This window comes from Echinicola vietnamensis DSM 17526 (genome assembly GCF_000325705.1).
GTDB lineage: Bacteria > Bacteroidota > Bacteroidia > Cytophagales > Cyclobacteriaceae > Echinicola > Echinicola vietnamensis.
The window spans coordinates 631,640-654,920 of sequence record NC_019904.1; the positions used below are offsets into that span (position 1 = coordinate 631,640).

Consider the following 23,281-nt stretch of genomic DNA (forward strand, 5'->3'; position numbering starts at 1 on the left):
ACCACTATCATCTATCAGGCCAAAAAATACATTTTATTGAATCACTAATAAAATACCCAAATCCATTCAGTTCATTTAAAGGAAGACACTCTTCACTAACCGTTTATCAACAAAGTATTCATTTTTACAAAACGCATGAAAATTAATGTTTAAAACATTTTTATGTATTTATTTTGCTTTTTTATAGATATAAACGATATTATTTGTGGTAATGAAAACCCAAAAGGTTCACTTGTCTAGCTATGGTAAGTTTTACCTAGATTAAAACCTGCTAATGCGGCAATTAATTACCGGAAAAGATTAAAGAAACTATTACTCTCTCTTACTATGGAAACACTACTTCCACGGGTGGAAAGCATCAAGCTTGTCATCTGGGATCTGGATGAAACATTTTGGCACGGAACGCTGAGTGAGGAAGGTGTCATTCCCATCCCAGAAAACATTGAACTCGTTAAACAATTGTCAGAAAGAGGCATCATTAACAGCATTGTCTCTAAGAATAATTTTGAAACTGCAAAAGAAAAGCTTCAAGAACTCGGTATTTGGGACTACTTCGTCTTCCCTGCGATCGACTGGAGTCCAAAAGGCATTTTGATCAGGAATATCATTGAAAATTGTCAGCTAAGAAGCCCAAACGTCCTTTTTCTGGATGACAATCACTCCAACTTGGAAGAAGCCAGGTTTTACAATCCCAAAATAAAGGCTCATTTTCCGGACTTTATCCCACAGATGCTCGCCAATGAAGCCCTTGCAGGCAAAGTTGACAGCAATCTTTCCCGGCTAAAACAATACAAGATCCTGGAAAAAAAACATGATGCCAAAAAGAGCTTTAACGACAATCTGGATTTCTTAAAATCTTCCGGGATCGAAATTGAACTGATACATAAGCTAGAATCCCACAAAGACAGGATACACGAACTGCTCCAGAGAACAAATCAGCTTAACTTTACCAAAATCCGCCTTGACCTTGATGAAGTACAGGCCTTAATCAACAGCCCTATGCACAAGTCCGCCTTGGTGAAAGTCAAGGATAACTTTGGAGACTATGGCATCATTGGCTTTTACAGCTTGGACAGTATCAAAAACAGCCTTGACCATTTCGTTTTTTCTTGCCGCATCTTAAACCTCGGAATACCCCAATTCATTTACGCCAAACTGGGATTTCCAGACTTAAAAGTGGTGCCAGACGTCGCCGAAGAACTGGACCGATCAACCCCCGACTGGATCGATGAACGCAATGTGTCAGACCCAAGCATGCCGTCGGCGGCTCAGACTCCTGCAAAAAAAGAGTTGCCATTGTTATTTAGAGGGCCATGCGATTACAAACAAACCTTATTCTACCTCCAAAACTCGGGTTTTGACATTATGCAGGAGACGAATTATGTCACTGAAAACATCCCGTCTTACCCAACGCATACAAACACTTTAATAGATGCCATTCGGTTAACTACAGCACAAAAAAAACGCATCTTAGCCGTTAAGGATATTCCATTTTTTGATAAACACTACTATGATACTTCTGCCCTGGAAACCAATGCTGAATATATCGTTATGGCACTGGAAACAGATTACCATCAACACCTCTATCGGCACAAGGATTCCGACATAAAACTGGCATTGGGAAAAAGGGAAGGAGTACTCACCGAAGCGGCTAACCACCCATCCCTCGTTCATTATTTTAAGGAAAGAGGCGCCGCTCATCTCGGGACAAAAGCATTGGTGAATTTTTCGATCAACTTCACCCATATCGGGTTAATCTCCCCAGAGGAATTCTACCAAAACCTATGCACTATAAGAACTTTAATTCCTGCATATAAAAAATTGATTCTGATCAATGCTCCAACCCCTCCACCTGGCCATGAACAGCGGTACGAAATCATGAATCAAATGGTGGATGATTTTATTGAAAACAACGAAAATACCCAGTTGGTAGATCTCAGAAAACTAACCAACACTACAATATTCAGCGATAATGGAAGTAAGAACTTCAACAGAAAAACATACTTGGAAATCGCCAGTTTGCTTCTGGAGCAGCTTCCTGATGCTTCAAATGAAAGCGTTAGCAAAAACATAAGTCCATTCTTGGTCTTCAAAAATGAAATCAGGATGCGCTATTTGGTTACCAAAAGTTTCCTACGAAAAAACGTATGGATGAAGATCAAACGGTTTAATCTACTGCTAGCACTAGAATTATACCTGGAAGATGGCTTAGCAGAAATCATTCTTTCATGTAAATTCATCATATTTTGAAACAGAACGCCTAATAGGAACCGAAAACCTACCATGCCACATGTATAGCCGTTTATGTTAAAACAGCTTTTGACCATTATTGGCCAAAGGCTGCTTTTGCATTTTTAGGAGATAATGCTTTATTTAGGTAAGCTATACCTCCTCTGTAAAAACAATGCTGCATCAAAAGTTGGACACCCTAGTTTCTGAACTGCTCACGGCAAAAATTCTTTCTGACCACCAGCTGGACCTTGAGCGTTTTGATGAATTCGTCAACCAACAGTCATCACTGATTACGCTGCACGACATTGGCAATTACCGACCAGTCCATATCAACAATGCCTGCAAGGAGTTTTATGGCTTTACGAACAACTTCCTTTCAGGTATGGATTATATCTATTACCTCAAAACAATCCACCCTTCCTATTACCCCACACTCTTTCGTTCCCTGACCTTTTTCAACGAGGACAGTGAAGAATACTTAGACCTTACCTATAAGCTCAAAGATGCTGAAGGAAACTGGCAAATCATGAAGGGCACCACCAAAACCATCACTCGGACAAACACCAGCAGACCACATTACGCCCTATCTTTACTAATCCCTGAAAGCAAACTTTCTCCCGGTAAAGATGCCCCCATGAGGCTATTGGAAACACTGACGAAGCGTGAAATGGAAATCTTCCTGAAACTAGCCGAAGGACTCGCCCCACATGAAATAGGGGCCAGGCTATTTATCTCTGAAGAAACCGTCAAAAAACACAAACAAAACATCTTCAAAAAATTAAAATGCAATAAAACCAGTGAACTGATCAAGCTGGCATTTGAACTTGGCGTAAAATATTAGAGGAGACCCCAAGCGGACCTCCTCTAATATTTCTGCTAATATGAACAAGCTTAATCCTGCAATTTCAGCTCTACGTTAAATCCCCGTACACGGGTATATTGACCGCTCCGAAGGAGAAATATCGTGGCCTTTAGGTGACGCATATTCACCCCAACTCCGGACGCAAGTGCTCTAACACTTTTTTGGCTTCATGCCATTCCAACCTTGGCCCAAACTGGCTCACCACTTTTGAAGAAGCCAGGCTGGCCAGTTTTCCACTGGAAGCATACGAATGGCCATTGGTAATTCCGAAAAGAAAAGCCCCTGCAAACATATCCCCGGCACCATTGGTATCGATGGCCTCTGTTTCATATGGCTCAATATCAATAAAGGTATCGCCATCATAAATCATGGCACCATTTTTCCCCATGGTGATGACAAATCGCTTGGCCACTTTTTTCAACGCCTCCCGGGCTTTCTTCAGATCCTCTTCCCCTGTAAACAACCTCGCCTCTTCTTCATTGGCAAACAACAGGTCTACCCCTGCGCCGATAACTTCTTCAAATCCTTCCTTAAAATACTTTACCATAGCCGGGTCAGAAAAGGTCAAGGCCACATTGGTCCCCTGCTCCTCGGCATGTTTCTTGGCATGCATCATTGCAGCCTTGCCGTTTGGAGAAGTAACCAGATAACCTTCTATATAGAGGTACTCTGCATCATTGATAACATCCTCATAAAGATCTTTGCTGGAAAAACGCTCGGTGATGCCAAGAAAAGTATTCATGGTACGCTCAGCATCTTCGGTCACCATGACCAAACACTTCCCCGTAATACCGTCTTCCAACTGATCTGCCTGCAGATTGTGCGCCACTCCAGATGCCTTGAGATCTTCTACAAAAAACTTCCCTAACAAGTCATTGGCTACTTTGCAATTGTAATAGGCACTCCCTCCAAACTGACTCACAGCGATCACCGAATTGGCCGCAGATCCGCCACATTGCTTTTTGGCTTCTGCGGTGTTGATCACGGCCATGAGTTCATCTTGGCGGGCTTCGTCGACCAAGGTCATCAAGCCTTTCTCAACGTTGTTTTCAGCTAAAAACTGATCCGATACTTTAAACTCAATATCCACAAGGGCATTTCCCATGCCCACTACATCATATTTCTTTTTCATGCTTTTGTTATCAATACTTTCGACTGATTTATTCAAATATTTTATGTCTCTCAAATGGCTTTTCCCGATCGAAGAGATAGCGATAGGTATGATGGGTTTTATAGATTTTTGCATACAACTGCTCACAAACCCGCATCATTTTCGGGCTAAAATCACCTATCCAGTTCATCTCAATAGTCTCATAAGGAAAAGCCTTCTGGGAGGACATATCGTTAAATTTCTTCACCATAGCGCTCTCCACGCCCTTGCCTTGCTGCTCTGGCACCACGCCAAATACCAACCCCAGCATTTTATTGGGAGGATTGAATAACTTATGGTAGAGGAATTTTATCTTCCCTAACCAGTTCATTTTCCCTCCGACATATTTAAAGATCTGGTTCAACTCTGGAATTGAGATAAAAAAGCTGATGGGTTTGCCTTTATAAAACCCAAAATAGATCAACTTTTCATCCACCACGGGCTTCAGTTTTTTCAGCATGAGCTGAGCTTCCTTAAGCGCCATGGTTTTGCCCATGTGACGAGCCCAGGCCTTATTGTAAACTTCTACGAAGTATTCAGGAAATTTCTGGTACAGCTCTTTCCCTTTCAAATAACGGAATTCATAATCCGGATCATCGATGGTGATCGCAGCTCTCTTATGGAATTTAGGATCAAAATCCACCCCTTTTACGGGCCTCATATAGGTGTATTGCTTGAAATAAACTTGGAAGCCATATTGCTCGAAGAAGGCCTGGTAGTAAGGAAAATTCCAAGTCATGTTATAGTTTGGTGGTGTAAAACCATCCACGAGTAGCCCCCACCACTTATCGCGCTCACCAAAGTTTACGGGGCCGTCCATGGCCTCCATCCCTTGTTCTTCGAGCCAAGCCTTGGCAGTATCAAAAAGCTTGAAGGCAGCCGCTTGGTTATCGATGCATTCAAAAAAACCCACCCCACCAGTAGGTTGTTTGTCTTTCCATTTGGGGTTGGTAAAAGCAGCAATCCTCCCGATGGTTTTGCCCGCATCGTCCAAGAGCAGCCAGCGCTTGGCTTTGGCCCCTTTTCGAAATAACTTGTTCGTCTTTGGATCAAAAAGTCCCTCGATATCCTCATCTATCGGCCTGATCCAGTGCTCTTCATTTTGGTACAAGCGAACTGCCATGTCCAAAAATTCCCGCGCATCAGCGGAACTGGTTACTTCCAGTACATTCATCTGCTACTTTGTTATTTTGAAAGGCTAAAAATAGGGAGTTTTTCGGGGAATAGAAAAGATGCCAGAACCTTATATCGCGCCCTTTCGCATTAGGGACATGGTAAAAGCCGATCATCTTTACGGCATGAATTATCATTCCCCGTAAAAGGTCAATATTTATTCCCAAAAAGTATAGCTTGCTTCGCTATTTCTTGAACATTAATTCATCGACAAACTTAAAGCGGACAAATCCCCAGGATTTTAAAAATGCTTTGCGGTCTACCAAACCTTTTGATTTCAACCTTTTGTAGTCCATAATAGGGCGGTAAACGAAAAAGTAGAGCATGAACATACCCGTAAAATTATACCATCCAATATAATCAAACATAAATAGCTGCATGATAATCATCATGGGTAAAATAGTCGCCAAATGATAAGCAATCAGCTGTCTCATTTCTCTATCTTTTAGGATAAACTATTTTCCTCACTAAGTAATCAAACGAGGCGATTTTGGGTCTTCAATATCTTCCGATTTCGGAAAAACCATTTACACACTACGTTCAATATAAGGATTTTCCTCAAAAAACACGCATATTTATTCTTAAAAAACAAAAGACCGGCAAAAATACCGGTCTCTTATTAACGATTTTTCAATAAACAATCAGTCTACCACATCACCGTAAAGGTCAAACTCTGTCGCATCGTTGACCTTCACTTGGACAAAGTCTCCTACCCGGCAATAGTGCTTTGATGCATCGATCAGCACTTCATTGTCCACTTCTACAGAGTCAAATTCCGTTCTTCCCACAAAGTAACCATTCTCTTTTTTGTCCACCAGCACCTTAAACGTCTGTCCCACCTTTTCTTGGTTAAGGTCAAATGAAATTTGCTCTTGAACCTCCATCAGGTGATTGGCACGGGCTTGTTTCTCCTCGTCAGGCACATCGTCGTTCATGGTAAATGCATGTGTATCCTCCTCATGCGAATAGGTAAACACCCCTAGGCGCTCAAACTTCATCCGCTCCACAAAATCCACCATCTCTTGGAATTCCTTCTCTCCCTCCCCTGGATGGCCTGCAATCAATGTAGTCCTAATGCCAATACCAGGGATCTTTTCCCGAATGCGATGAATAAGTTCTTCTTGCTTCTCACGGCTGGTACCACGACGCATGACCTTGAGCACATCGGAAGAGCCATGCTGTAGCGGAATATCAAGGTAATTACAGATATTTGGATGCTCCGCCATCACATCGATCACATCCATTGGAAAGCCTGTAGGGTAAGCATAATGAAGCCGCACCCAATCGATGCCGTTCACATCGGCCAGGGCTTTCATCAGGTCTGCCAGCCGCCGCTTTTTATACAGGTCCAATCCATAATACGTGGAATCTTGGGCTATCAACAACAGCTCTTTGGTGCCATTGGCAGCTTTGTGCTCCGCCTCTTTCACCAACTCCTCTATGGGCTTAGAAACATGACCACCGCGCATTAATGGAATGGCACAAAAGGAACATGGCCGATCACAGCCTTCTGAGATTTTCATGTATGCATAGTGGGAAGGATGGGTCAACAACCGCTCCCCGACCAGCTCATGCTTATAATCTGCCTTAAACTTCTTTAATAACGCCGGCAGGTCACGCGTGCCAAAAAAGGCATCCACCTGCGGAATTTCCTTTTCCAAATCATCCTTGTACCGCTGAGAAAGGCAGCCTGTCACATACACCTTCTCCACCAAGCCCTTCTCCTTGGCATCCACATACTGCAAAATCGTATCTATGGACTCCTGCTTGGCATTATCGATAAACCCGCAGGTATTGATGATAATGACATTATTATCTTGCTGCAAGGATTCATGAGACACCTCTATCCCATTCCCTTTCAGCTGGGTCAACATCACCTCCGAATCCACCAAATTTTTGGAGCACCCCATGGTGACAATGTTTACCTTGTCTTTTTTTAATGTTCTCGCCTTCAAATCATTTCTTCTTTGCTGCAAAAGTACAAAAATAAAAGCAAAGGGCAGATATAAAGGCCGGTAGGATATTTTTCAGTAAGGCTACTTGGTAAGCTCACAGCAAAAAGAATGAAATAAAAACAGGAAATGGAAATAAAAAAATGTCCGGCATCAGGGATATCGCTTGGCCAATTGACTGCGTCATGGATGGCAAAGGCGTTTTCACCTGACCCCGGACATGCTATACTTTCCTTACACTTTCCAGCCGTCTCGATAGGTTCGGCCTACGTACTGGTTGGCTTCTTCAAGATTGGTGATTTGCATGTTGTCACCATCCCAAAGCAGTTTCTTTCTGCCAAAATACTCCATTCCTCCATTACTATTTTCCCTTCTGAGCATATAGCTTCGAATGGCCAGGTTACCCATTAGGACCGTTTCAGTCATCGGGCCAGCATAGTCAAACGAAGATGTCAGCTCATTATGCTCTTTGCTTCCGAATCCTGCTTTACAGGCATCCACCCACTTGCGCTGATGGCCATATTCAGGCTCTGGAAAATCCTCCGTCTGGGGACCAAACTCAGTGGTGCCGTCGTTGAGGTATAGTTTTGGCATTAGCGGACTACTATCGTTGATATTGGTAGAAATGATTCCCTTTTCACCAATGATCAAAACGCCATTGGCACTGTCTGTTCCTCCGATATCATGGTCTGCAGGGATAATATCAGGGTGTGCAGGACGAATACCACCATCACTCCAAGTCATTTCAATAGGAGATTTACTCTTCTCTGTAGCATCAAACTTCAACGAAATAAAAGAGGAAGCAGGACATCCTTCAGGGTGATAATCCGGTGTCCACATTTTGGTATACACCGCTCCTACGCTACATTCAGCAGATTTAGGGTAATGCAGTCCCAAGGTACGGTAAGGTATGTCCACCAAGTGACATCCTACATCTCCTAATGCACCCGTACCGTAATCCCACCAACCTCGCCAGTTGAAGGGATGTAAGTTTGGCGTGTAAGGTATTTTAGGAGATGGTCCGAGCCATAGGTCCCAAGCGAGATCATCAGGTTTCTTACTTGGATCTGGCTGAGGAAAAGCATTTCCCTGAGGCCAAACAGGACGGTTGGTCCAGATTTCCACTTTGGAAATTTTGCCCAGCTTGTCGGAGTCAATCCATTGTTGCACCAAGTTCAATAGCGGGTTAGAGCCGCCTTGGTTTCCCATTTGGGTAACGACTTTTTGTTCGCGGGCCATTTGGGTAAGCAACCTGGCCTCACGAATATTGTGGGTCATGGGCTTTTGGACATATACGTGCTTGCCCCGCTCCATTGCAAAGGCCGCCGCAGGACCATGTACGTGGTCTGGTGTGGAAATCGTGACGGCATCGATGTCCTTTTCCTTTTCCAACATTTCCCTGAAGTCAGCATACAACTTGGCATTGGGGAAATTCTTTACCGACTGGGAAGCCGAACCGGAAAAGTCTACATCACAAAGTGCCACGACCCTTTCACGGCCATTGACAGACGCATTCTTGATATCGCTGGCTCCTTTTCCTCCAGCACCAATGGCAGCGATGTTCAGCTGGTCACTGGGTGCAGTAAAGCCCACACCTCCTAACACGTGACGGGGCACGATAAGGGCTGAAGAAGCCAAGGCAGCGTTCTTAATGAAATTTCTTCTCGAGTGTTGATCGATGGATTTTTTAGGTTTTTCCATGGGTTATATAAATTATTGAATTGATTGCTTAATCGAATTACCAACCTAAAATACGGCATTTTTATTTCTGTTGCACTATCATTCGAACAGATTATCGACCATCTTTCAGGATAATTTTCCTTTTAAGACTTTTAGCAAAAAATAAACATGCGCAAATACCTTTGTGTAAAATTTCGCATTACGAAAATATTTCCATAATTTAACAAATCATGATACAATATTAACCCTAAAAAACTAAACCTATGCCAACGCCAACCCCTAATGAACAAATACCCGGGCTCAGTATTTTTAAATTTGCGCCCTACGGTCTCCTCTTTTTTTAACCACAGGAGCCAATAAGGGCTTAAGCCTTCTCCAAAAGCCATAATCCACTAGAACGTAAATTTTAAAAGTCATTGAACGCTGCTTGATAGGTCAAGCTGGTAAACGCGCGCTCCTAAAATGCAAACGTTTTCATTTTGTACGAATAGTCAGATCAATCAAAACCCTATGTTAAAATAACTTTTATGGAAAATTACATCGATTCGGGATAACCTACCCGCTTCATCTTATTATCCGCACAACATTTATTCATAATTAACATTAAACCTATGGCTAAATTATTATCCAATTTTAAATTGGGGGTGGCACTGCTATGCCTTATGGCAAGCACATTAATTCCCCTTTCATTCGCTTTCGGGCAGTCAATACAAGTGACTGGAAAAGTCACCGATGCCGACAACGGGGAATCCATCCCCGGCGCAAGTATTTCCCAAAAAGGCACCACAAAAGGCACCATCACCGACCTTGATGGCAATTATTCCATTGAAGTAAGCGAAGGCGCTACCTTGGTTTTTTCCTTTATTGGCTACTCCACACAAGAAGTCCCTGTCAGTGGTCAATCCACCATAGACGTCTCCATGAAAACAGACATCAAAGGATTGGAAGAAGTGGTCGTAGTGGGCTATGGAACGCAAAAAAAGCAGGACCTTACCGGTGCTGTTTCCGTTGTGAAAATGGAGGAGATGACCCAACAGCCCAGCCCTCAGCTTACCAGTCAGCTCCAAGGAAGGGTCTCCGGGGTAACCATCACCGGCTCAGGCCAGCCTGGACAAGCTCCTGAAATCAAAATCAGGGGTGTAAACACCTTCGGGAACAATACGCCGCTTTTTATCGTCGATGGTGTCCCCACGCCAAACATCAACGACATCAATCCCAATGATGTAGAGACCATGCAAGTCCTCAAAGATGCAGGCGCCGCCTCTATTTATGGGTCCAGAGCTGCCAATGGAGTCATTATCGTGACCACCAAAAAAGGAAGGGGAGACGTCAAGGTCAATTACAACATGTACATCGGCTCCCAGCAAGTACAAGGAGGCAATCCATGGGACATTCTTTCGTCACAGGAAATGGCCGATCTCAAATTCATGGCACTGAGAAACACCAATCCAGGCGGAACCATCAATGACGATCAGTATGGCAGTGGCCCTGATCCGGTACTGCCAAATTATATTGCACCGGTAGGTGCACAAACGGTCGATGAATCCTTGTATAATGTCAATCCTTATTACACGGATCCCCAAGCACTGGATAATTTCTACCGAATAGTGGAAGCCAACAAAACCGGCACCAACTGGTTTCAAGAAATCTTCTCTCCTGCACGCATTCAAAGCCACAACCTCTCTGTGAACGGCGGAAGTGATAGGGCCAACTATTTCTTCTCCATGAGCTATTTTGATCAGCAAGGAACGCTCAACAATACTTACCTGAAACGGTACACCATTCGGTCAAACACTTCTTATAATGTGACCGATAATATTCGTATTGGTGAAAACCTGACCTATTCCATTTCCGAAAACCCCACTATCGACAACCTTACCGAGGGGAGTGCTATCGGCATGGCCTTTAGGCAGCAGCCCATCATCCCTGTCTATGACATCATGGGGAATTTTGCCGGATCCTTCGGATCAGGTTTAGGAAACGCTAAAAACCCGGTAGCCATCCAGGAAAGAACCAAAAACAATCGGGGTGTGGCCTCAAGGCTTTTTGGAAATGTATTTGCCGAAGTGGACTTCTTGGAGCACTTTACAGCCAGGACCAGCTTTGGTGGCCAGTATTACAGCAATACCTACAACCGCTTCCAATTTCCGGAATACGAAAACTCCGAAAACCTCAATGTCAATCAATATACGGAAGGGTCAAATTTCAACTTTAATTATACCTGGACCAACACCCTTACCTACAAAAGGGAATTCAACGAGCAGCATGACTTGACAGTCCTACTGGGCACTGAAGCCTACCGAAACAATGGCCGCAACATGGAGGCATTTACGCAGGGTTATTTTTCCTTCGATCCGGATTATGTGACCCTCACCAATGGTTCCGGCACCCAACAACATTCCAGTTCTGTGTATAAAGACGCCCTATTTTCCCTATTTGGCCGAGTGGATTACACCTATAACGATAAATACATCCTCAGCGCCACCGTCAGAAGGGACGGGTCTTCCCGTTTCCTAAACGAACAATATGGTGTCTTTCCAGCCGTCAGTGCTGGATGGAGAATATCGGAAGAGTCCTTTATGCCAGAAAATGGGTGGATCGATGATCTCAAACTACGCGGTGGATATGGTCAAATGGGAAATCAGCTAAATGTGGCTCCTGGCAACGCCTACTCTACCTATGAAGGCAATCGAAATGCCTCCTACTATCCTATCGATGGTAGCAACTCGACGATACAAGAAGGTTTTCAAGAACAACGAATCGGGAATCCTGATGCCAAGTGGGAACGAAACATTAACTCCAACATCGGGATAGACGCCAGCTTCTGGCAGGGCAAAGTGCAACTGACCTTGGATTACTATAATAAAACAGTGGACGATTTGCTCTACAACCCAGAAGTAATCGGCACCCAAGGTGCTGCTGAACCTCCTTACATCAACATCGCCAAGATGACCAACAAAGGGTTTGACATGGACGCCAGCACGTACTTTATCTTGGCTCCAGACCTGACGTTTACGACTACCCTTTCATTTACTACCTACAGCAATGAAATCGTGAAAATTGCAGACGGTGTTCCTTATTTTGACCAAGAAGGAAGAAGGTTTAACGGAAGCAACATCATCCGAAACCAAGTGGGACACCCGGTGAGTGAATTTTTCGGGTATCAAGTAGTCGGATTCTGGAATTCGGAACAAGAAATCAGCGATGCAAATGCCTCCGCAGCAGAAGCCACTGGTGATGCTGAAGCCGTTTATCAAGACGGCATTGGCTTAGGGAGGTTTAAGTATCAGGACACCAATGGTGATGGCGTCATCACACCGGACGACAGAACTCCACTGGGCAATCCAAACCCGAAATTCACTTACGGGATAAACCTTGGTTTGGAGTATCGCAATTGGGATTTCAGCATGTTCCTTTATGGTGTCAGCGGGAATGACATCTGGAACAACGTCAAGTGGTGGACGGATTTTTACAGTTCTTTCCAAGGAGCCAAAAGCCACACTGCCCTTTACGACTCTTGGACACCTGAAAACATGAACGCAACGGCACCTATCCAAGAAACGACAGGCTCATTCAGTACCGCTGGCGTACCCAATTCCTATTTCGTGGAAAACGGCAGCTACCTCCGGGCCAGGCAAACCCAAATTGGATACACCTTTAACCAATCATTCCTAGACCGTTACCATATCGGAGGGCTACGGCTTTATGCACAGGCAGCCAACCTGTTTACGATCACCAATTACTCCGGACTGGATCCTGAGATTTCCGGTGGCACCACTAGTTTTGGAATTGACGAGGGACAGTACCCCAATCAACGTCAATTTATCTTTGGCCTTAACTTAACGTTCTAAAACTTGAAACTTTATCAGTTATGAAATACGCAACTATCAAATATTTTATACTGGGCATGCTACTCATCGGTACGCTGCCATCATGCTCGGATGAATTCCTGGACCAACCGGCCTTGGGAGCATTGGGCGATGACGTCTTGGCCACCCGAGACGGGGTAAACAAACTGCTGATCGGTGCTTACGCCGCCCTCGACGGACAGGGTGAAGGCGGTACGGATGCGCTGGGCGGGGGAAATGGCTGGGAAGCTGCCCCTGAAAACTGGATCTATGGAACCGTAGCTGGAGGCGAAGCTTCCAAGGGAAGTTTTGCCGGTGACCAGCCCGCCATTGACCCGATTGTCAACTTCTATTCCAGCCCTTCCAATGGGTTCTTCAACACCAAATGGAAAGCCACTTTCGAGGGCATAAAAAGGACAAACAATGTTCTTAAGCTCCTTCCCAATGTACCTGAACTCACCGACAGTGAACGGCAGGACATTGCTGGGCAGGCCCGGTTTCTTCGCGGCCATTTCTATTTTGAACTGAAGAAAATGTTCAACATGGTCCCTTGGATCGATGAAACCACCGAAGACCCCAACCAACCCAACGACCAGGACATCTGGCCAATGATCGAAGCAGACTTTCAGTTTGCCTACGAAAACCTGCCTCCTACACAGCCCGAGTTTGCGCGCGCAAACAAATGGGCCGCGGCAGCTTACCTTGGAAAGACTTACTTGTACCAGAAAAAATACCAAGAAGCCAATACCATCTTCAAGGAGGTCATTGCCTCAGGGGTGAATCCAGCGGGGACCAAATATGCATTATTGGATAATTTCTCCGACAACTTTGATGCTGCCAAGGAGAATAATGCGGAAACGGTATTTGACATCCAGATGGTAGCCAATTCAGGGACCGGAACCATTTCCAACTCCAACTCAGGCAACATGCTCAATTTCCCGTACAACAGCCCTTTCAGGTGTTGCGGCTTTTACCAACCTACCCAAGATTTGGTGAATTCATTTAAGACAGATCCTGCCACAGGACTGCCTTATCTGGAAAACTACAACCAAAATCCTGTCAAATCAGACATGGGCATCACCTCCGCACAGGCATTCGACCCGTATACCGGATCATTGGATCCCAGGCTAGACTGGACTGTCGGAAGAAGAGGGGTACCTTACCATGACTGGGGACATCACCCTGGACAAAGCTGGGTCAGGGACCAAACGTACGGCGGCCCCTATGCCCCCAAGAAAACCATTTACTGGCAAGCCACCCAAAACCTGTATGCAGACCAAAGCTCATGGGCTCCAGGCACGGCCATTAATGTTCACATCATCCGCTTTGCGGACATTATCTTGATGTGTGCCGAGACAGAGGCCCACCTTGGAAATTTGATGGAAGCCATGAACCTGGTAAACCAAATCCGGGAACGCGCGATGAACCCTGACGGCTACCTCAAAACGTACATAGATGAAAGTGCTCCGATGGATGGCTTCACCAATACTCCTGCTGCCAATTACACCATCGAACTGTACACTGCAGCCCAGTTTGGCAGCCAGGAAGACGCCCTGAAGGCCATCTATTTCGAACGGAAACTGGAACTGGCCATGGAAGGTCACCGCTTCTTTGACCTGGTAAGGTGGGAAATCGCGGAGCAAGAGCTAAATGCTTATTTTGATTACCAAGGAAGCATTACCCAGGATGTAAAAGATGGAAGTTTCAGCGCTCCCAAAAACAATTACTACCCTATCCCTCAGCGTCAAATTGACCTGAGCGTAAAGGATGGAGAGCCGATGCTCAAGCAAAATCCAGGATATAACTAATCCGTAGTAGCTTTTGCTCATAACAAATTGGAGCTGGCTTCTAGGCGGTCATTTCGATCCAATATTATCGATAAATATGACTAGCAATTCCCCTACAAGCCAGCTCCTTTTTTATATTAATTAAATATTAAAAGTAAAGATTTGATTTAAACTATTCATAATGACACATCCTTATGAGCAGGTAAATAAATAACTACTTTTGATACTCGTACAGCAAACGATAACTTTTTCAACTCCTTGCTTTACTTTTTAAAAAGACGCTGATGAAAGTTGGCGTCTTTTTATTTGCTGTACCTATTCTTCGCCACCTTTGGTTGCTATTTGGCCACAGGTGAAGGCTGATAAGCACCGATAGGATGCTTAAAAAGTGGCAAATCCGTACTCATCCCTTATTTCCTTGGATGCATCCAGTCCATAGTTGAAAAGCCCTCCTTTTAGGGAAGCTATGCCCAGAAATATGGCTTGATCCAGAATAGCCCCTCTGGATAATAATGGATCAAGCCGAAAAGTTGGGGGCATTTTACTCCATAATGAAAATTGGCAGTTCCCCCAGAATAAACACTTTTAAACTGTTAGTAAAGAGATCTCAGCCTGAATTAAAGAACTTCAAGGGACTAAAAGCGATTCCCCTGATGGTTTTCAAGTGTGGCAAACGCATTTAATGCTAATTTCGTGTAGAGGAGCTATCATCCGTGCCGCTGGCACTCCTTCGGGAGGTTGAGGAGCGCTTAAGTTCCTGCGGATGAATCCGCAGGTTACAAAATTTATCGTGCCGCTGGCACTTTGCCCCGATTTGTACATTGGAAACCGCAGTAGCCTATGGTGCCGAATGGCGGAGTAGGCTGAAAGAATGAGTTGCTGATTTGGATCGTACAAGCCGTCGCAGCTATCTGCTCAGGTATAGTGGTTGGCTTGGTTGAGGTTAAACCCTGAATATGCGCTAGTAACTGAGCATCCTACCTAATCCGCCCTTGGCGGAGGGTCATATAGAAGGTGCAGGTGACCACCTGCACCAAAAATGATAACACACAAAAGGGTAAGTTCCGTAGGAACGGCAGATATAAATGCAAATTGGAATATTTTTTTAAAGGCGTTTGCCCTTGTGGAGGAAGTCCATCGTTTTATCGGCATGAAATTTTCTGAACGCTGATAAGTACCGATAGGATGCTTAAAAAGTGGCAAATCCGTACTCATGAATGCATCCAGTCCGTAGTTGAAAAACCCTCCTTTTAGGGATGCTATGCCCTGAAATATGGCTTGATCCACTAACACAACCTTGACTTTCTCCTTACTTACTCACCAGTTCCAACATATAGATGGTTTGCCAATCCTGTTCTTGCCCAAAAAACGCTTGATCTTTTGTCATCACCCATTGACCATTACCATTAACAACATCCCCTAAAAGCATCCCCTTAGGACATTGAATATCTGCCAGCACATTGCCTTTCAAATCAAACACCTGAACAAACCGTTCAGTGGCCCTATAAGCTTCCATTCGTCCTTCAAGGGTTTCAAAATCATACCGTGACTTTTCTTCTTCCCCCATTCCTTTCGAATAAACTGCCAAGATTTTATCTCCATAAAAGAGCACCTCACTCAGCCCTCCACTCCTGATAAACCGATTGACTTTTCAAACTGATCAGCCTTGTCAAAAGGCACACCTTCAGCACTAATGGCATCAGGAACTTTCATCTTCACCGTCTGCTGGAGTTTCAAATCCCCTTCTTTTTCACGGTAAATGTAAAATTGGTATTCCCTGGCAAAATACAATAACCAAACATCACCTTGCTTTATTACCGTAGGGAACGGCCAACCATGGTATTCTCCGTCTTTAAATTTACTGGTCGATGGAAAAGCCATTGTACTCCGAAAATCACCAGTTCTGGGATTGAGCACTTCAAGAATAGGCTTTTCATAAACTGACTTCATGATCTCCCCAAGGCCTTCCCCAGGTAAATCACCTCTTTCCGGTCTATAATAGGCCAGCTCCTCTTGCAACTTGAAAAATGGTCTCCCCTTGTATCCGTTCAGGTAATAATAATTACCTGAAATTTCGTGCCGTTTGTCCAATTTCCCTTCATCCCCCAAAACCAGCAACCCCTTCACCCCTTCAAGGATGCTCAAATGCCCATCTACGAACCCAGCAACCTGGACCCCAGCAATGGCATCAGGCCCGTCTTTTTTGAGGCGAACGCTATCCACAATATTCCCTTCAGCATCAAGAAACAGAAACTCTCTATCTCCATGTCCTTTGGCTAGGTATTCATCTCGCTCAGACGAATAATCGGACAGATAGAAATTTCCTAAATAATCTACACGGACAGAATCCACTATGTCCAGGGAATAGCTTTTTTGGAAATGCTTCTTCTCGGAAGGGTTATTACAGCCAGTTAAAAACATCACAACCAGCAAGCCAAAAAGTAACCTTATCATAAATAGCGGAAGTTTATTTATTCCAACTTACGCTAACAAATCCATTTCTACCAACCTAACATGTTAATTTAAGTAAAAACCACCAATCACTTTTCCACGAGCCTGGCTTTGTATACCAAAAAATCCTCCTGCTCCACCTCTTCCCTCAACGGCTTCATAAACCAGATATCTTCTCCTATTACCCTGAAGCTATTGAAGGCCATATCCGGCATTTCCATTTGGTAAGTGACTACTTCTTCATCTCTCAAAACCATCACCTCCGAACTTAATTTTTTCCACAATTCGTTCATTTTATGGCGTCGGGTTTCCTTAACCATTACACCTTGTAGGTCTCTCAACTCCTCGGAGGTTGCTGCCCTGGTATAGCTGATCAGAATTTTGTCATCAACCATTTCCATGCTCAAGATTCTGGCGGGATAGTTATCGACCACCAATTCCCCAAAATCAATTTCCTCAAACGCCCTCCCTTTATTCCCTCCAAAGCCTGGAATATTTAACGGAAGGGAACGTACCAAAGCAGGCTGGTCACTGGAAAAATCATACATGTACAGGATATCTTCATTCTGAAAAGCCAAATACAGTATTTCAGCATCCTCATCAAAATAGAAAACAGGCCTAAAATCTTCAAAAGCGAACGCCTTGCCATTGAGAAACTTACTCCCCTTAGGAAAAGGCAGTATATTTTTGGTCTCCCCATTTTCCAAGTTCGTGACAAGGAGATTCTTTCGTTGCGCAAAAAAGGTATGGTTCCACCCCTCACCAGCCTCCATAACATCACGGTGATGCAGCAGATACTCGACGCCCTCTTTCTCAATGACCTGATTGTCCCGATAGATATTAAACAATTTATGAAAACTACTGGGCATCCCCGCTTCGGATCGCTTTGAAAAAACCAAATCACCATTTGGCTGAAAAACCCTGATCCCATTCATGCTATCATGGGTCACCACATTTCCTTCTTGGGTACAAATCAAATTATCGGTTGTGATTATAAATGCTCCAGGATCATCCCCCTCTTTGGTCCAGTCATGCACCGGCACACCGTCTTGGGTAAAGGCCAAGACCCTTGGATGAACACCATCTCTAAAAAAAAGAAATTCCTCTGAGGCTGTTTGAAAAATCAACTGTCTTGCAATAATATCCTCTACCAAAACAGAATCCACCACCTCTAAATGAAATGATTGCTTACTCGATTTTTGCTTTTCATTCTCCTTTGGCGAGCACCCTAAACCAACTCCCATGAGAAGCATTACTAACGTGATAGGTATATTCTTCATGATCACAAAATAGTATCGGCTTAAAAAACCAAAAGTCTTTACATACGGAATCCTCTATTCCCAAGAGGAAAGCCTTCTCCCCTCCCGTTTCAGTAGCCTCTTGAACTGTTTTCTTTCTACAGGATGAAAAGCAAATTAGTATTGCAAAAGAAAAAACATTTCTGCATTTCATATAGATTGTTTATTAGTCAATAATCAATTAGGCACTAGCTCCATCAAGTAGTATATTTCAAAATCCTCCTCTTTATCAAACAGCATCTTGTTTTTCTTTGCCAATAGCTTCCCGTCTGGCATCGTCCCTTGAATGGATGCAACATTCAAGGGAACCTCTACTCCCCGACGTAGTAATTTATGATTCTGATCAAAAACAGCCAAAAAACAAGGGTTCTTCTTTCTATTTAATATCGGGTCTTCTGAAATATCTGCTGAGTAGTTAACCGCATTAATGCCATTCCTGTAATAAGCTACCAACCAATTCCCAACATCAAAAAAACCCTGTACATCACCAGCATCCATATGACCATAGTTTCTATCAAAGTCAAAGCTATCGGGATCTGTCGATGGAATCACCTCTACAAAATCAGCATTCCCAAAGGCTACGGTTTCAAGGTAATTTAAATCCGAACCTTCCAATTCATAGATGTGTAGAGACGGTTCGTTGGAGAGTGTCATATATAAAAAATTATCAAATTTGGTAATATAGGGGTAGAGCGGGCCATAATGATCGCCACTACTGTACTTACTGATATCAGGAATGGATAGCACAGGAGTCAAATTACCCGTTTTTAAATCAATAAAATTGAGGTAATATTCTTCATATCCCTCAATATTTTTAATTTTTGCCAGCTGTCCCAGTAACAAACTATCCGAAAGGCTGTAAATCTTTTTCCGTTGCGACCAATTAAAGTACTGAATTTGAAAAGGAAGTGGAATGTCTTCTATATGCTCACCATTTTTTTTAAAAACAGCAAGCTTGCCATTATTATTAGCCACCAAAAGCTTATCTCCTTGATAAAACCCTAATGAAACCATCGAATTGATTGGGTTGGGGCGATCCCCTCCTCTTGAAAACTGTTCGATGATTTTCCCCGTCTGATCAAAAATCACCAAATCATTGGTTTTAAAGTTAAAACCAATAATCTCTCCGGTTTCCTGATGAATATCAGTGATTTCCAAATCTCCCAAATAGTCAACCCTAATAGAATCGACAATTTCCAAGTGAAAGGCCTGATTGTCCGAAATCTCTTTATTTTCCTTATCCCCACCTGAACATCCAAAAAAAGAACACAAAACAGGTACTATAAAAATAAGCAACTTGGTTTTTATCATCTCAAATAATATTATTAAAAAAACTTTCAAATGATACAAAAAGAAGGGCAAAAATCAAAGCCCCTATAACGTATCTGCGCCAAGAACAGTTATCTGAAGTAATAATACAAATAAACGATAAAGCACGCTAACCAAACTCACCCCTTCATGAACTGGTAAAAACAGTAAATCCGGCCTCTCCTGTTAAAGGATTTGCAGGCTACAACTTCTTCTTAAACAGCGAATCTACGAACTCCGTCCTGTTAAAAATCTGCAGGTCCGTTACTTTTTCGCCGACGCCAATATACTTCACCGGAATCTTAAACTGATCAGAAATTCCAATGACCACACCACCTTTTGCTGTTCCGTCCAGTTTGGTAATGGCCAAGGCATTGATTTCGGTAGCTTTGGTAAATTCTTTGGCTTGGATAAAGGCATTTTGGCCAGTCGAGCCGTCCAAAACCAGCAAAATCTCATGCGGTGCATCGTCGATAAACTTCTGCATCACCCGCTTGATCTTGCTCAGCTCATTCATCAGGTTGACCTTGGTATGCAGTCGGCCAGCAGTATCCACGATCACCACATCGGCTCCCATGTCCACGCCTTTTTTTACGGTATCAAAGGCCACAGATGCTGGGTCTGCATTCATGCCATGGGACACCACCGGTACGTCCACACGCTCTCCCCACAGGATCAGCTGATCCACTGCAGCAGCTCGAAAAGTATCCGCCGCTCCAAGGACCACCGATTTGCCGGCATTTTTAAACTGATGGGCCAGTTTACCAATGGTGGTGGTCTTGCCCACGCCATTGACGCCGACCACCATGATGACATAGGGCTTTTTGTCCTTGGGCAGCTCAAAATTGGACAGGTCCACTTCGTTGCTCTCTTCCAAGAGCCCGACGATCTCCTGACGAAGGATTTTATCCAATTCTGTCGTATTGACATATTTATCTCGGGCCACGCGCTCCTCGATGCGCTGGATCACTTTGATCGTCGTGTCCACCCCCACGTCAGAAGTAATCAAAATTTCCTCCAGCTCGTCCAATACTTCATCATCCACCTTGGACTTGCCAATGACAGCCTTACCAAGCTTGGAGAAGAGGTTTTCGCTGGTTTTTTCAAGCCCTTTGTCGAGGCTTTCTTTTTTGTCTTTAGAAAAAAATCCAAAAATTCCCATAGTCATTCACATCTTTGACCCGAATATAATCATAAAATCCCTCCCGAAACCAATCGAGAGGGATTTATCCTTTTTGCATTACGATTTAAGCAAGGCAATTATTTTGCAAGGGTATCCTTCACCTCAGTGGTAGGTACCATTTCTTCTCTGAAAGTGTACGCACCGGTCTTTTCGGATTTCACCGCTTTGATCACCTTAGCGTAAGTTACACCACCTTCTTTTTTCAGGGTTGCTACTACTTTCTTAGCCATATCTTTTAGGTTTTATGACAGCCTGCCGTGGCAAACCGTCTGCTCCTTAAAATTATTTAATTTCTTTATGAACCGTTACTTTCTTAAGGATTGGATTGTACTTTTTAAGCTCCAATCGCTCCGTAGTATTTTTACGGTTTTTAGTCGTGATATATCTTGAAGTGCCTGGAACACCACTGCTCTTGTGCTCTGTACATTCCAAAATCACTTGAACTCTGTTACCTTTCTTAGCCATCGCTCTATTTATTTATTGGATTCGGAAATGATTACTTAATGATAATGTGTCCTTCTGCTTGAGCCTCTTTCAAAACAGCACTGATGCCCTTTTTGTTGATTGTTCTCAACGCTTTTGAAGAAACCTTCAACGTGATCCAAGCATCTTCCTCTGGCACATAGAAACTCTTCTTGTGCAGGTTTGGATAAAACTTACGCTTGGTCTTGTTGTTCGCGTGCGATACATTATTACCTACTCGAGGTCTTTTACCGGTGATGTCACAAACTTTTGCCATGATATATGATCGTAATTTTTAAGACGTTTTTCTAATTGAGTTTGCAAATATCGGAAGTTTTTGGGAATTACCAAAAGAGCAACCAAAAATAATTGGCTAAACTATTGGGATTCATCCACCTGACCATGCCGACTCACAAACTTTTCTTCAAAACAGGCTTACCGGGCAACATATTTGCTGCATTTATGGTAAAGCTGGTGTTTTTTTTATCTTTGTTATAAGATATGAAACCCAAATATACGAAAATTTAAAAGACTAAGCTCATGATGCAACCAATAACCTCAAGTCAACAAGCCATTGAGTTGGAAAACAAGCATGGTGCCCATAACTATCATCCACTGCCTGTCGTCCTGTCCAGGGGAGAAGGCGTTTTTATGTGGGATGTGGAAGGTGAAAAATATTATGATTTTCTTTCATCTTATTCTGCCGTAAACCAAGGCCACTGCCATCCGCGGATCCTTCAGACCCTTATCGACCAAGCCGGAACCCTTACCCTTACCTCAAGGGCTTTTCATAACGATGTCCTCGGCCCATTCGAGAAATTCCTCACCGAATATTTTGGCTATGACAAGGTCTTGCCCATGAACACCGGGGCAGAAGGTGTCGAAACAGCGATCAAAATTGCCCGGAAATGGGGCTATGAAAAAAAGGGAATCCCTGAAAACGAAGGCACCATCATCGTGGCCAAAAACAATTTTCACGGGAGGACCACTACTGTCATCTCTTTCTCTAATGACGAGACTGCACGCAAGAACTTTGGCCCGTACACGCCAGGGTTTGTCACCATTCCCCACGACGACATCGATGCCCTTAAGGATGTACTAAGCCAGTCCAAAAACATCATCGGATATCTGGTCGAGCCTATTCAAGGGGAAGCGGGCGTATATGTCCCCAAAGAAGGCTACCTTAAGGAAGTAGCTGCTGTCTGTAAAGATCACGGAGTACTTTTCATGGCAGACGAAATCCAAACAGGGATCGCCCGAACCGGCAAATTACTCGCCTGTGATCACGAAGGGGTGAAGCCAGACATGCTCATTCTTGGAAAAGCCATCTCCGGTGGATTCTATCCCGTCTCGGCAGTCTTGGCGGACGACCATATCATGGAAGTTATCCAACCCGGCCAGCACGGCTCCACTTTCGGAGGCAATCCACTTGGTGCCAAGGTCGCCATGACCGCCCTGAACGTGGTCAAGGATGAAAAGCTGGCCGAAAATGCCGATAAACTCGGCAAGCTCTTCCGGGAGCGCATACAACAACTGGTGGACAAGTCCGACTTGGTGGAACTCGTGCGCGGCAAGGGACTGCTGAATGCCATTGTCATCAACGACACCGAGGACAGCGACACTGCTTGGAGGCTCTGCCTGGCCCTGAAAGAAAATGGCCTACTGGCCAAACCTACCCATGGCAATATTATCCGTTTTGCTCCACCCCTGGTCATTACCGAAGAACAGCTGCACGACTGCTGCGACATTATCGAAAAGACCATTCAAAACTTTAAAAAGTAACAAACCTAAAGCCCGGTTAATCTTCCGGGCTTTTTTTGCCCCCCTTTTTGGCAAAGCCAACACCATCAGAGCACCTCCATGAACAATTTAGCCGCTTCATACACTTTGATAAA

18 protein-coding genes are annotated in these 23,281 nt (G+C 44.0%); 5 read left to right on the forward strand and 13 right to left on the reverse strand.

The annotated features are described in order from the left end of the window. The first annotated feature begins 327 nt into the window (after positions 1–327). The gene (locus ECHVI_RS02700; protein WP_015264403.1) at positions 328–2,250 is read left to right on the forward strand and encodes an HAD hydrolase-like protein; all 1,923 of its coding nucleotides are present in this window, start codon (positions 328–330) and stop codon (positions 2,248–2,250) included. Positions 2,251–2,404: 154 nt separating this feature from the next. After that, complete coding sequence (locus tag ECHVI_RS22880; protein ID WP_015264404.1) at positions 2,405–3,073, forward strand: response regulator transcription factor; 669 nt, start codon at positions 2,405–2,407, stop codon at positions 3,071–3,073. 145 nt (positions 3,074–3,218) lie between these two features. Here ECHVI_RS22880 and ECHVI_RS02710 read toward each other — a convergent pair whose 3' ends face one another. From ECHVI_RS02710 to ECHVI_RS02730, 5 genes are all read right to left on the reverse strand, one after another. Continuing rightward, positions 3,219–4,226: an adenosine kinase gene (locus tag ECHVI_RS02710; RefSeq protein WP_015264405.1), complete on the reverse strand. Its 1,008-nt coding sequence runs from the start codon at positions 4,224–4,226 to the stop codon at positions 3,219–3,221. Positions 4,227–4,254: 28 nt separating this feature from the next. Beyond that, positions 4,255–5,418 carry a hypothetical protein gene (locus tag ECHVI_RS02715; protein WP_015264406.1) on the reverse strand — a complete coding sequence of 388 codons (1,164 nt, stop codon included), beginning with the start codon at positions 5,416–5,418 and terminating at the stop codon, positions 4,255–4,257. A 184-nt stretch (positions 5,419–5,602) separates the two neighbouring features. After that, complete coding sequence (locus ECHVI_RS02720) at positions 5,603–5,851, reverse strand: hypothetical protein (protein WP_015264407.1); 249 nt, start codon at positions 5,849–5,851, stop codon at positions 5,603–5,605. 207 nt (positions 5,852–6,058) lie between these two features. Next, complete coding sequence (gene rimO, locus ECHVI_RS02725; protein WP_015264408.1) at positions 6,059–7,372, reverse strand: 30S ribosomal protein S12 methylthiotransferase RimO; 1,314 nt, start codon at positions 7,370–7,372, stop codon at positions 6,059–6,061. Between the two features lie 231 nt (positions 7,373–7,603). Next, positions 7,604–9,070: a Gfo/Idh/MocA family protein gene (locus tag ECHVI_RS02730; protein ID WP_015264409.1), complete on the reverse strand. Its 1,467-nt coding sequence runs from the start codon at positions 9,068–9,070 to the stop codon at positions 7,604–7,606. A 590-nt stretch (positions 9,071–9,660) separates the two neighbouring features. Between ECHVI_RS02730 and ECHVI_RS02740 the strand changes: the two genes are divergently transcribed. Together ECHVI_RS02740 and ECHVI_RS02745 are read left to right on the forward strand one after the other, a co-directional pair. Beyond that, positions 9,661–12,900, forward strand: a complete 3,240-nt coding sequence (locus tag ECHVI_RS02740) for a SusC/RagA family TonB-linked outer membrane protein (RefSeq protein ID WP_015264410.1) — start codon at positions 9,661–9,663, stop codon at positions 12,898–12,900. 20 nt (positions 12,901–12,920) lie between these two features. Then, complete coding sequence (locus ECHVI_RS02745; protein WP_015264411.1) at positions 12,921–14,705, forward strand: RagB/SusD family nutrient uptake outer membrane protein; 1,785 nt, start codon at positions 12,921–12,923, stop codon at positions 14,703–14,705. A gap of 1,288 nt (positions 14,706–15,993) precedes the next feature. On the opposite strand, the gene ECHVI_RS02755 is transcribed toward ECHVI_RS02745, so the two are convergent. The 8 genes from ECHVI_RS02755 to rpmB form a co-directional block, all read right to left on the reverse strand. Continuing rightward, on the reverse strand, positions 15,994–16,272 hold the full coding sequence (locus tag ECHVI_RS02755) for a hypothetical protein (protein WP_157501184.1): 279 nt from the start codon (positions 16,270–16,272) through the stop codon (positions 15,994–15,996). Between the two features lie 29 nt (positions 16,273–16,301). Beyond that, positions 16,302–17,138, reverse strand: coding sequence for a hypothetical protein (locus tag ECHVI_RS02760; RefSeq protein ID WP_015264413.1), 837 nt, complete (start codon positions 17,136–17,138; stop codon positions 16,302–16,304). A gap of 86 nt (positions 17,139–17,224) precedes the next feature. Beyond that, positions 17,225–18,415: an NHL repeat-containing protein gene (locus tag ECHVI_RS02765; protein WP_041738276.1), complete on the reverse strand. Its 1,191-nt coding sequence runs from the start codon at positions 18,413–18,415 to the stop codon at positions 17,225–17,227. Between the two features lie 195 nt (positions 18,416–18,610). After that, complete coding sequence (locus ECHVI_RS02770; RefSeq protein ID WP_157501186.1) at positions 18,611–19,783, reverse strand: hypothetical protein; 1,173 nt, start codon at positions 19,781–19,783, stop codon at positions 18,611–18,613. Between the two features lie 160 nt (positions 19,784–19,943). Continuing rightward, entirely contained in the window at positions 19,944–20,903 is a 960-nt protein-coding gene (gene ftsY, locus ECHVI_RS02775; protein ID WP_041738277.1) for a signal recognition particle-docking protein FtsY, read from the reverse strand. Between the two features lie 98 nt (positions 20,904–21,001). After that, positions 21,002–21,154 carry a DUF4295 domain-containing protein gene (locus tag ECHVI_RS23225; protein WP_015264418.1) on the reverse strand — a complete coding sequence of 51 codons (153 nt, stop codon included), beginning with the start codon at positions 21,152–21,154 and terminating at the stop codon, positions 21,002–21,004. 52 nt (positions 21,155–21,206) lie between these two features. Next, positions 21,207–21,389, reverse strand: a complete 183-nt coding sequence (gene rpmG, locus ECHVI_RS02780; protein WP_015264419.1) for a 50S ribosomal protein L33 — start codon at positions 21,387–21,389, stop codon at positions 21,207–21,209. A 31-nt stretch (positions 21,390–21,420) separates the two neighbouring features. After that, positions 21,421–21,663, reverse strand: coding sequence for a 50S ribosomal protein L28 (gene rpmB, locus ECHVI_RS02785; protein ID WP_015264420.1), 243 nt, complete (start codon positions 21,661–21,663; stop codon positions 21,421–21,423). A gap of 263 nt (positions 21,664–21,926) precedes the next feature. On the opposite strand from rpmB, the gene rocD reads away from it, so the two are divergent. Further along, positions 21,927–23,168 (forward strand): ornithine--oxo-acid transaminase, encoded by a 1,242-nt coding sequence (rocD, locus tag ECHVI_RS02790; RefSeq protein ID WP_015264421.1) that lies wholly within the window; start codon positions 21,927–21,929, stop codon positions 23,166–23,168. Positions 23,169–23,281: the final 113 nt, after the last annotated feature.

Excerpts from the sequence above, each read along its gene's own strand:
- rocD (WP_015264421.1), top strand. The coding sequence starts at position 21,927 with ATGATGCAACCAATAACCTCAAGTCAACAAGCCATTGAGTTGGAAAAC.
- ECHVI_RS02710 (WP_015264405.1), bottom strand. The coding sequence starts at position 4,226 with ATGAAAAAGAAATATGATGTAGTGGGCATGGGAAATGCCCTTGTGGAT.
- rpmB (WP_015264420.1), bottom strand. The coding sequence starts at position 21,663 with ATGGCAAAAGTTTGTGACATCACCGGTAAAAGACCTCGAGTAGGTAAT.
- ECHVI_RS02765 (WP_041738276.1), bottom strand. The coding sequence starts at position 18,415 with ATGAAGAATATACCTATCACGTTAGTAATGCTTCTCATGGGAGTTGGT.
- ECHVI_RS02730 (WP_015264409.1), bottom strand. The coding sequence starts at position 9,070 with ATGGAAAAACCTAAAAAATCCATCGATCAACACTCGAGAAGAAATTTC.
- ECHVI_RS02760 (WP_015264413.1), bottom strand. The coding sequence starts at position 17,138 with ATGATAAGGTTACTTTTTGGCTTGCTGGTTGTGATGTTTTTAACTGGC.
- rpmG (WP_015264419.1), bottom strand. The coding sequence starts at position 21,389 with ATGGCTAAGAAAGGTAACAGAGTTCAAGTGATTTTGGAATGTACAGAG.
- ECHVI_RS02745 (WP_015264411.1), top strand. The coding sequence starts at position 12,921 with ATGAAATACGCAACTATCAAATATTTTATACTGGGCATGCTACTCATC.
- ECHVI_RS23225 (WP_015264418.1), bottom strand. The coding sequence starts at position 21,154 with ATGGCTAAGAAAGTAGTAGCAACCCTGAAAAAAGAAGGTGGTGTAACT.
- ECHVI_RS02715 (WP_015264406.1), bottom strand. The coding sequence starts at position 5,418 with ATGAATGTACTGGAAGTAACCAGTTCCGCTGATGCGCGGGAATTTTTG.
- ftsY (WP_041738277.1), bottom strand. The coding sequence starts at position 20,903 with ATGGGAATTTTTGGATTTTTTTCTAAAGACAAAAAAGAAAGCCTCGAC.
- ECHVI_RS02740 (WP_015264410.1), top strand. The coding sequence starts at position 9,661 with ATGGCTAAATTATTATCCAATTTTAAATTGGGGGTGGCACTGCTATGC.
- ECHVI_RS02700 (WP_015264403.1), top strand. The coding sequence starts at position 328 with ATGGAAACACTACTTCCACGGGTGGAAAGCATCAAGCTTGTCATCTGG.
- ECHVI_RS22880 (WP_015264404.1), top strand. The coding sequence starts at position 2,405 with ATGCTGCATCAAAAGTTGGACACCCTAGTTTCTGAACTGCTCACGGCA.
- ECHVI_RS02720 (WP_015264407.1), bottom strand. The coding sequence starts at position 5,851 with ATGAGACAGCTGATTGCTTATCATTTGGCGACTATTTTACCCATGATG.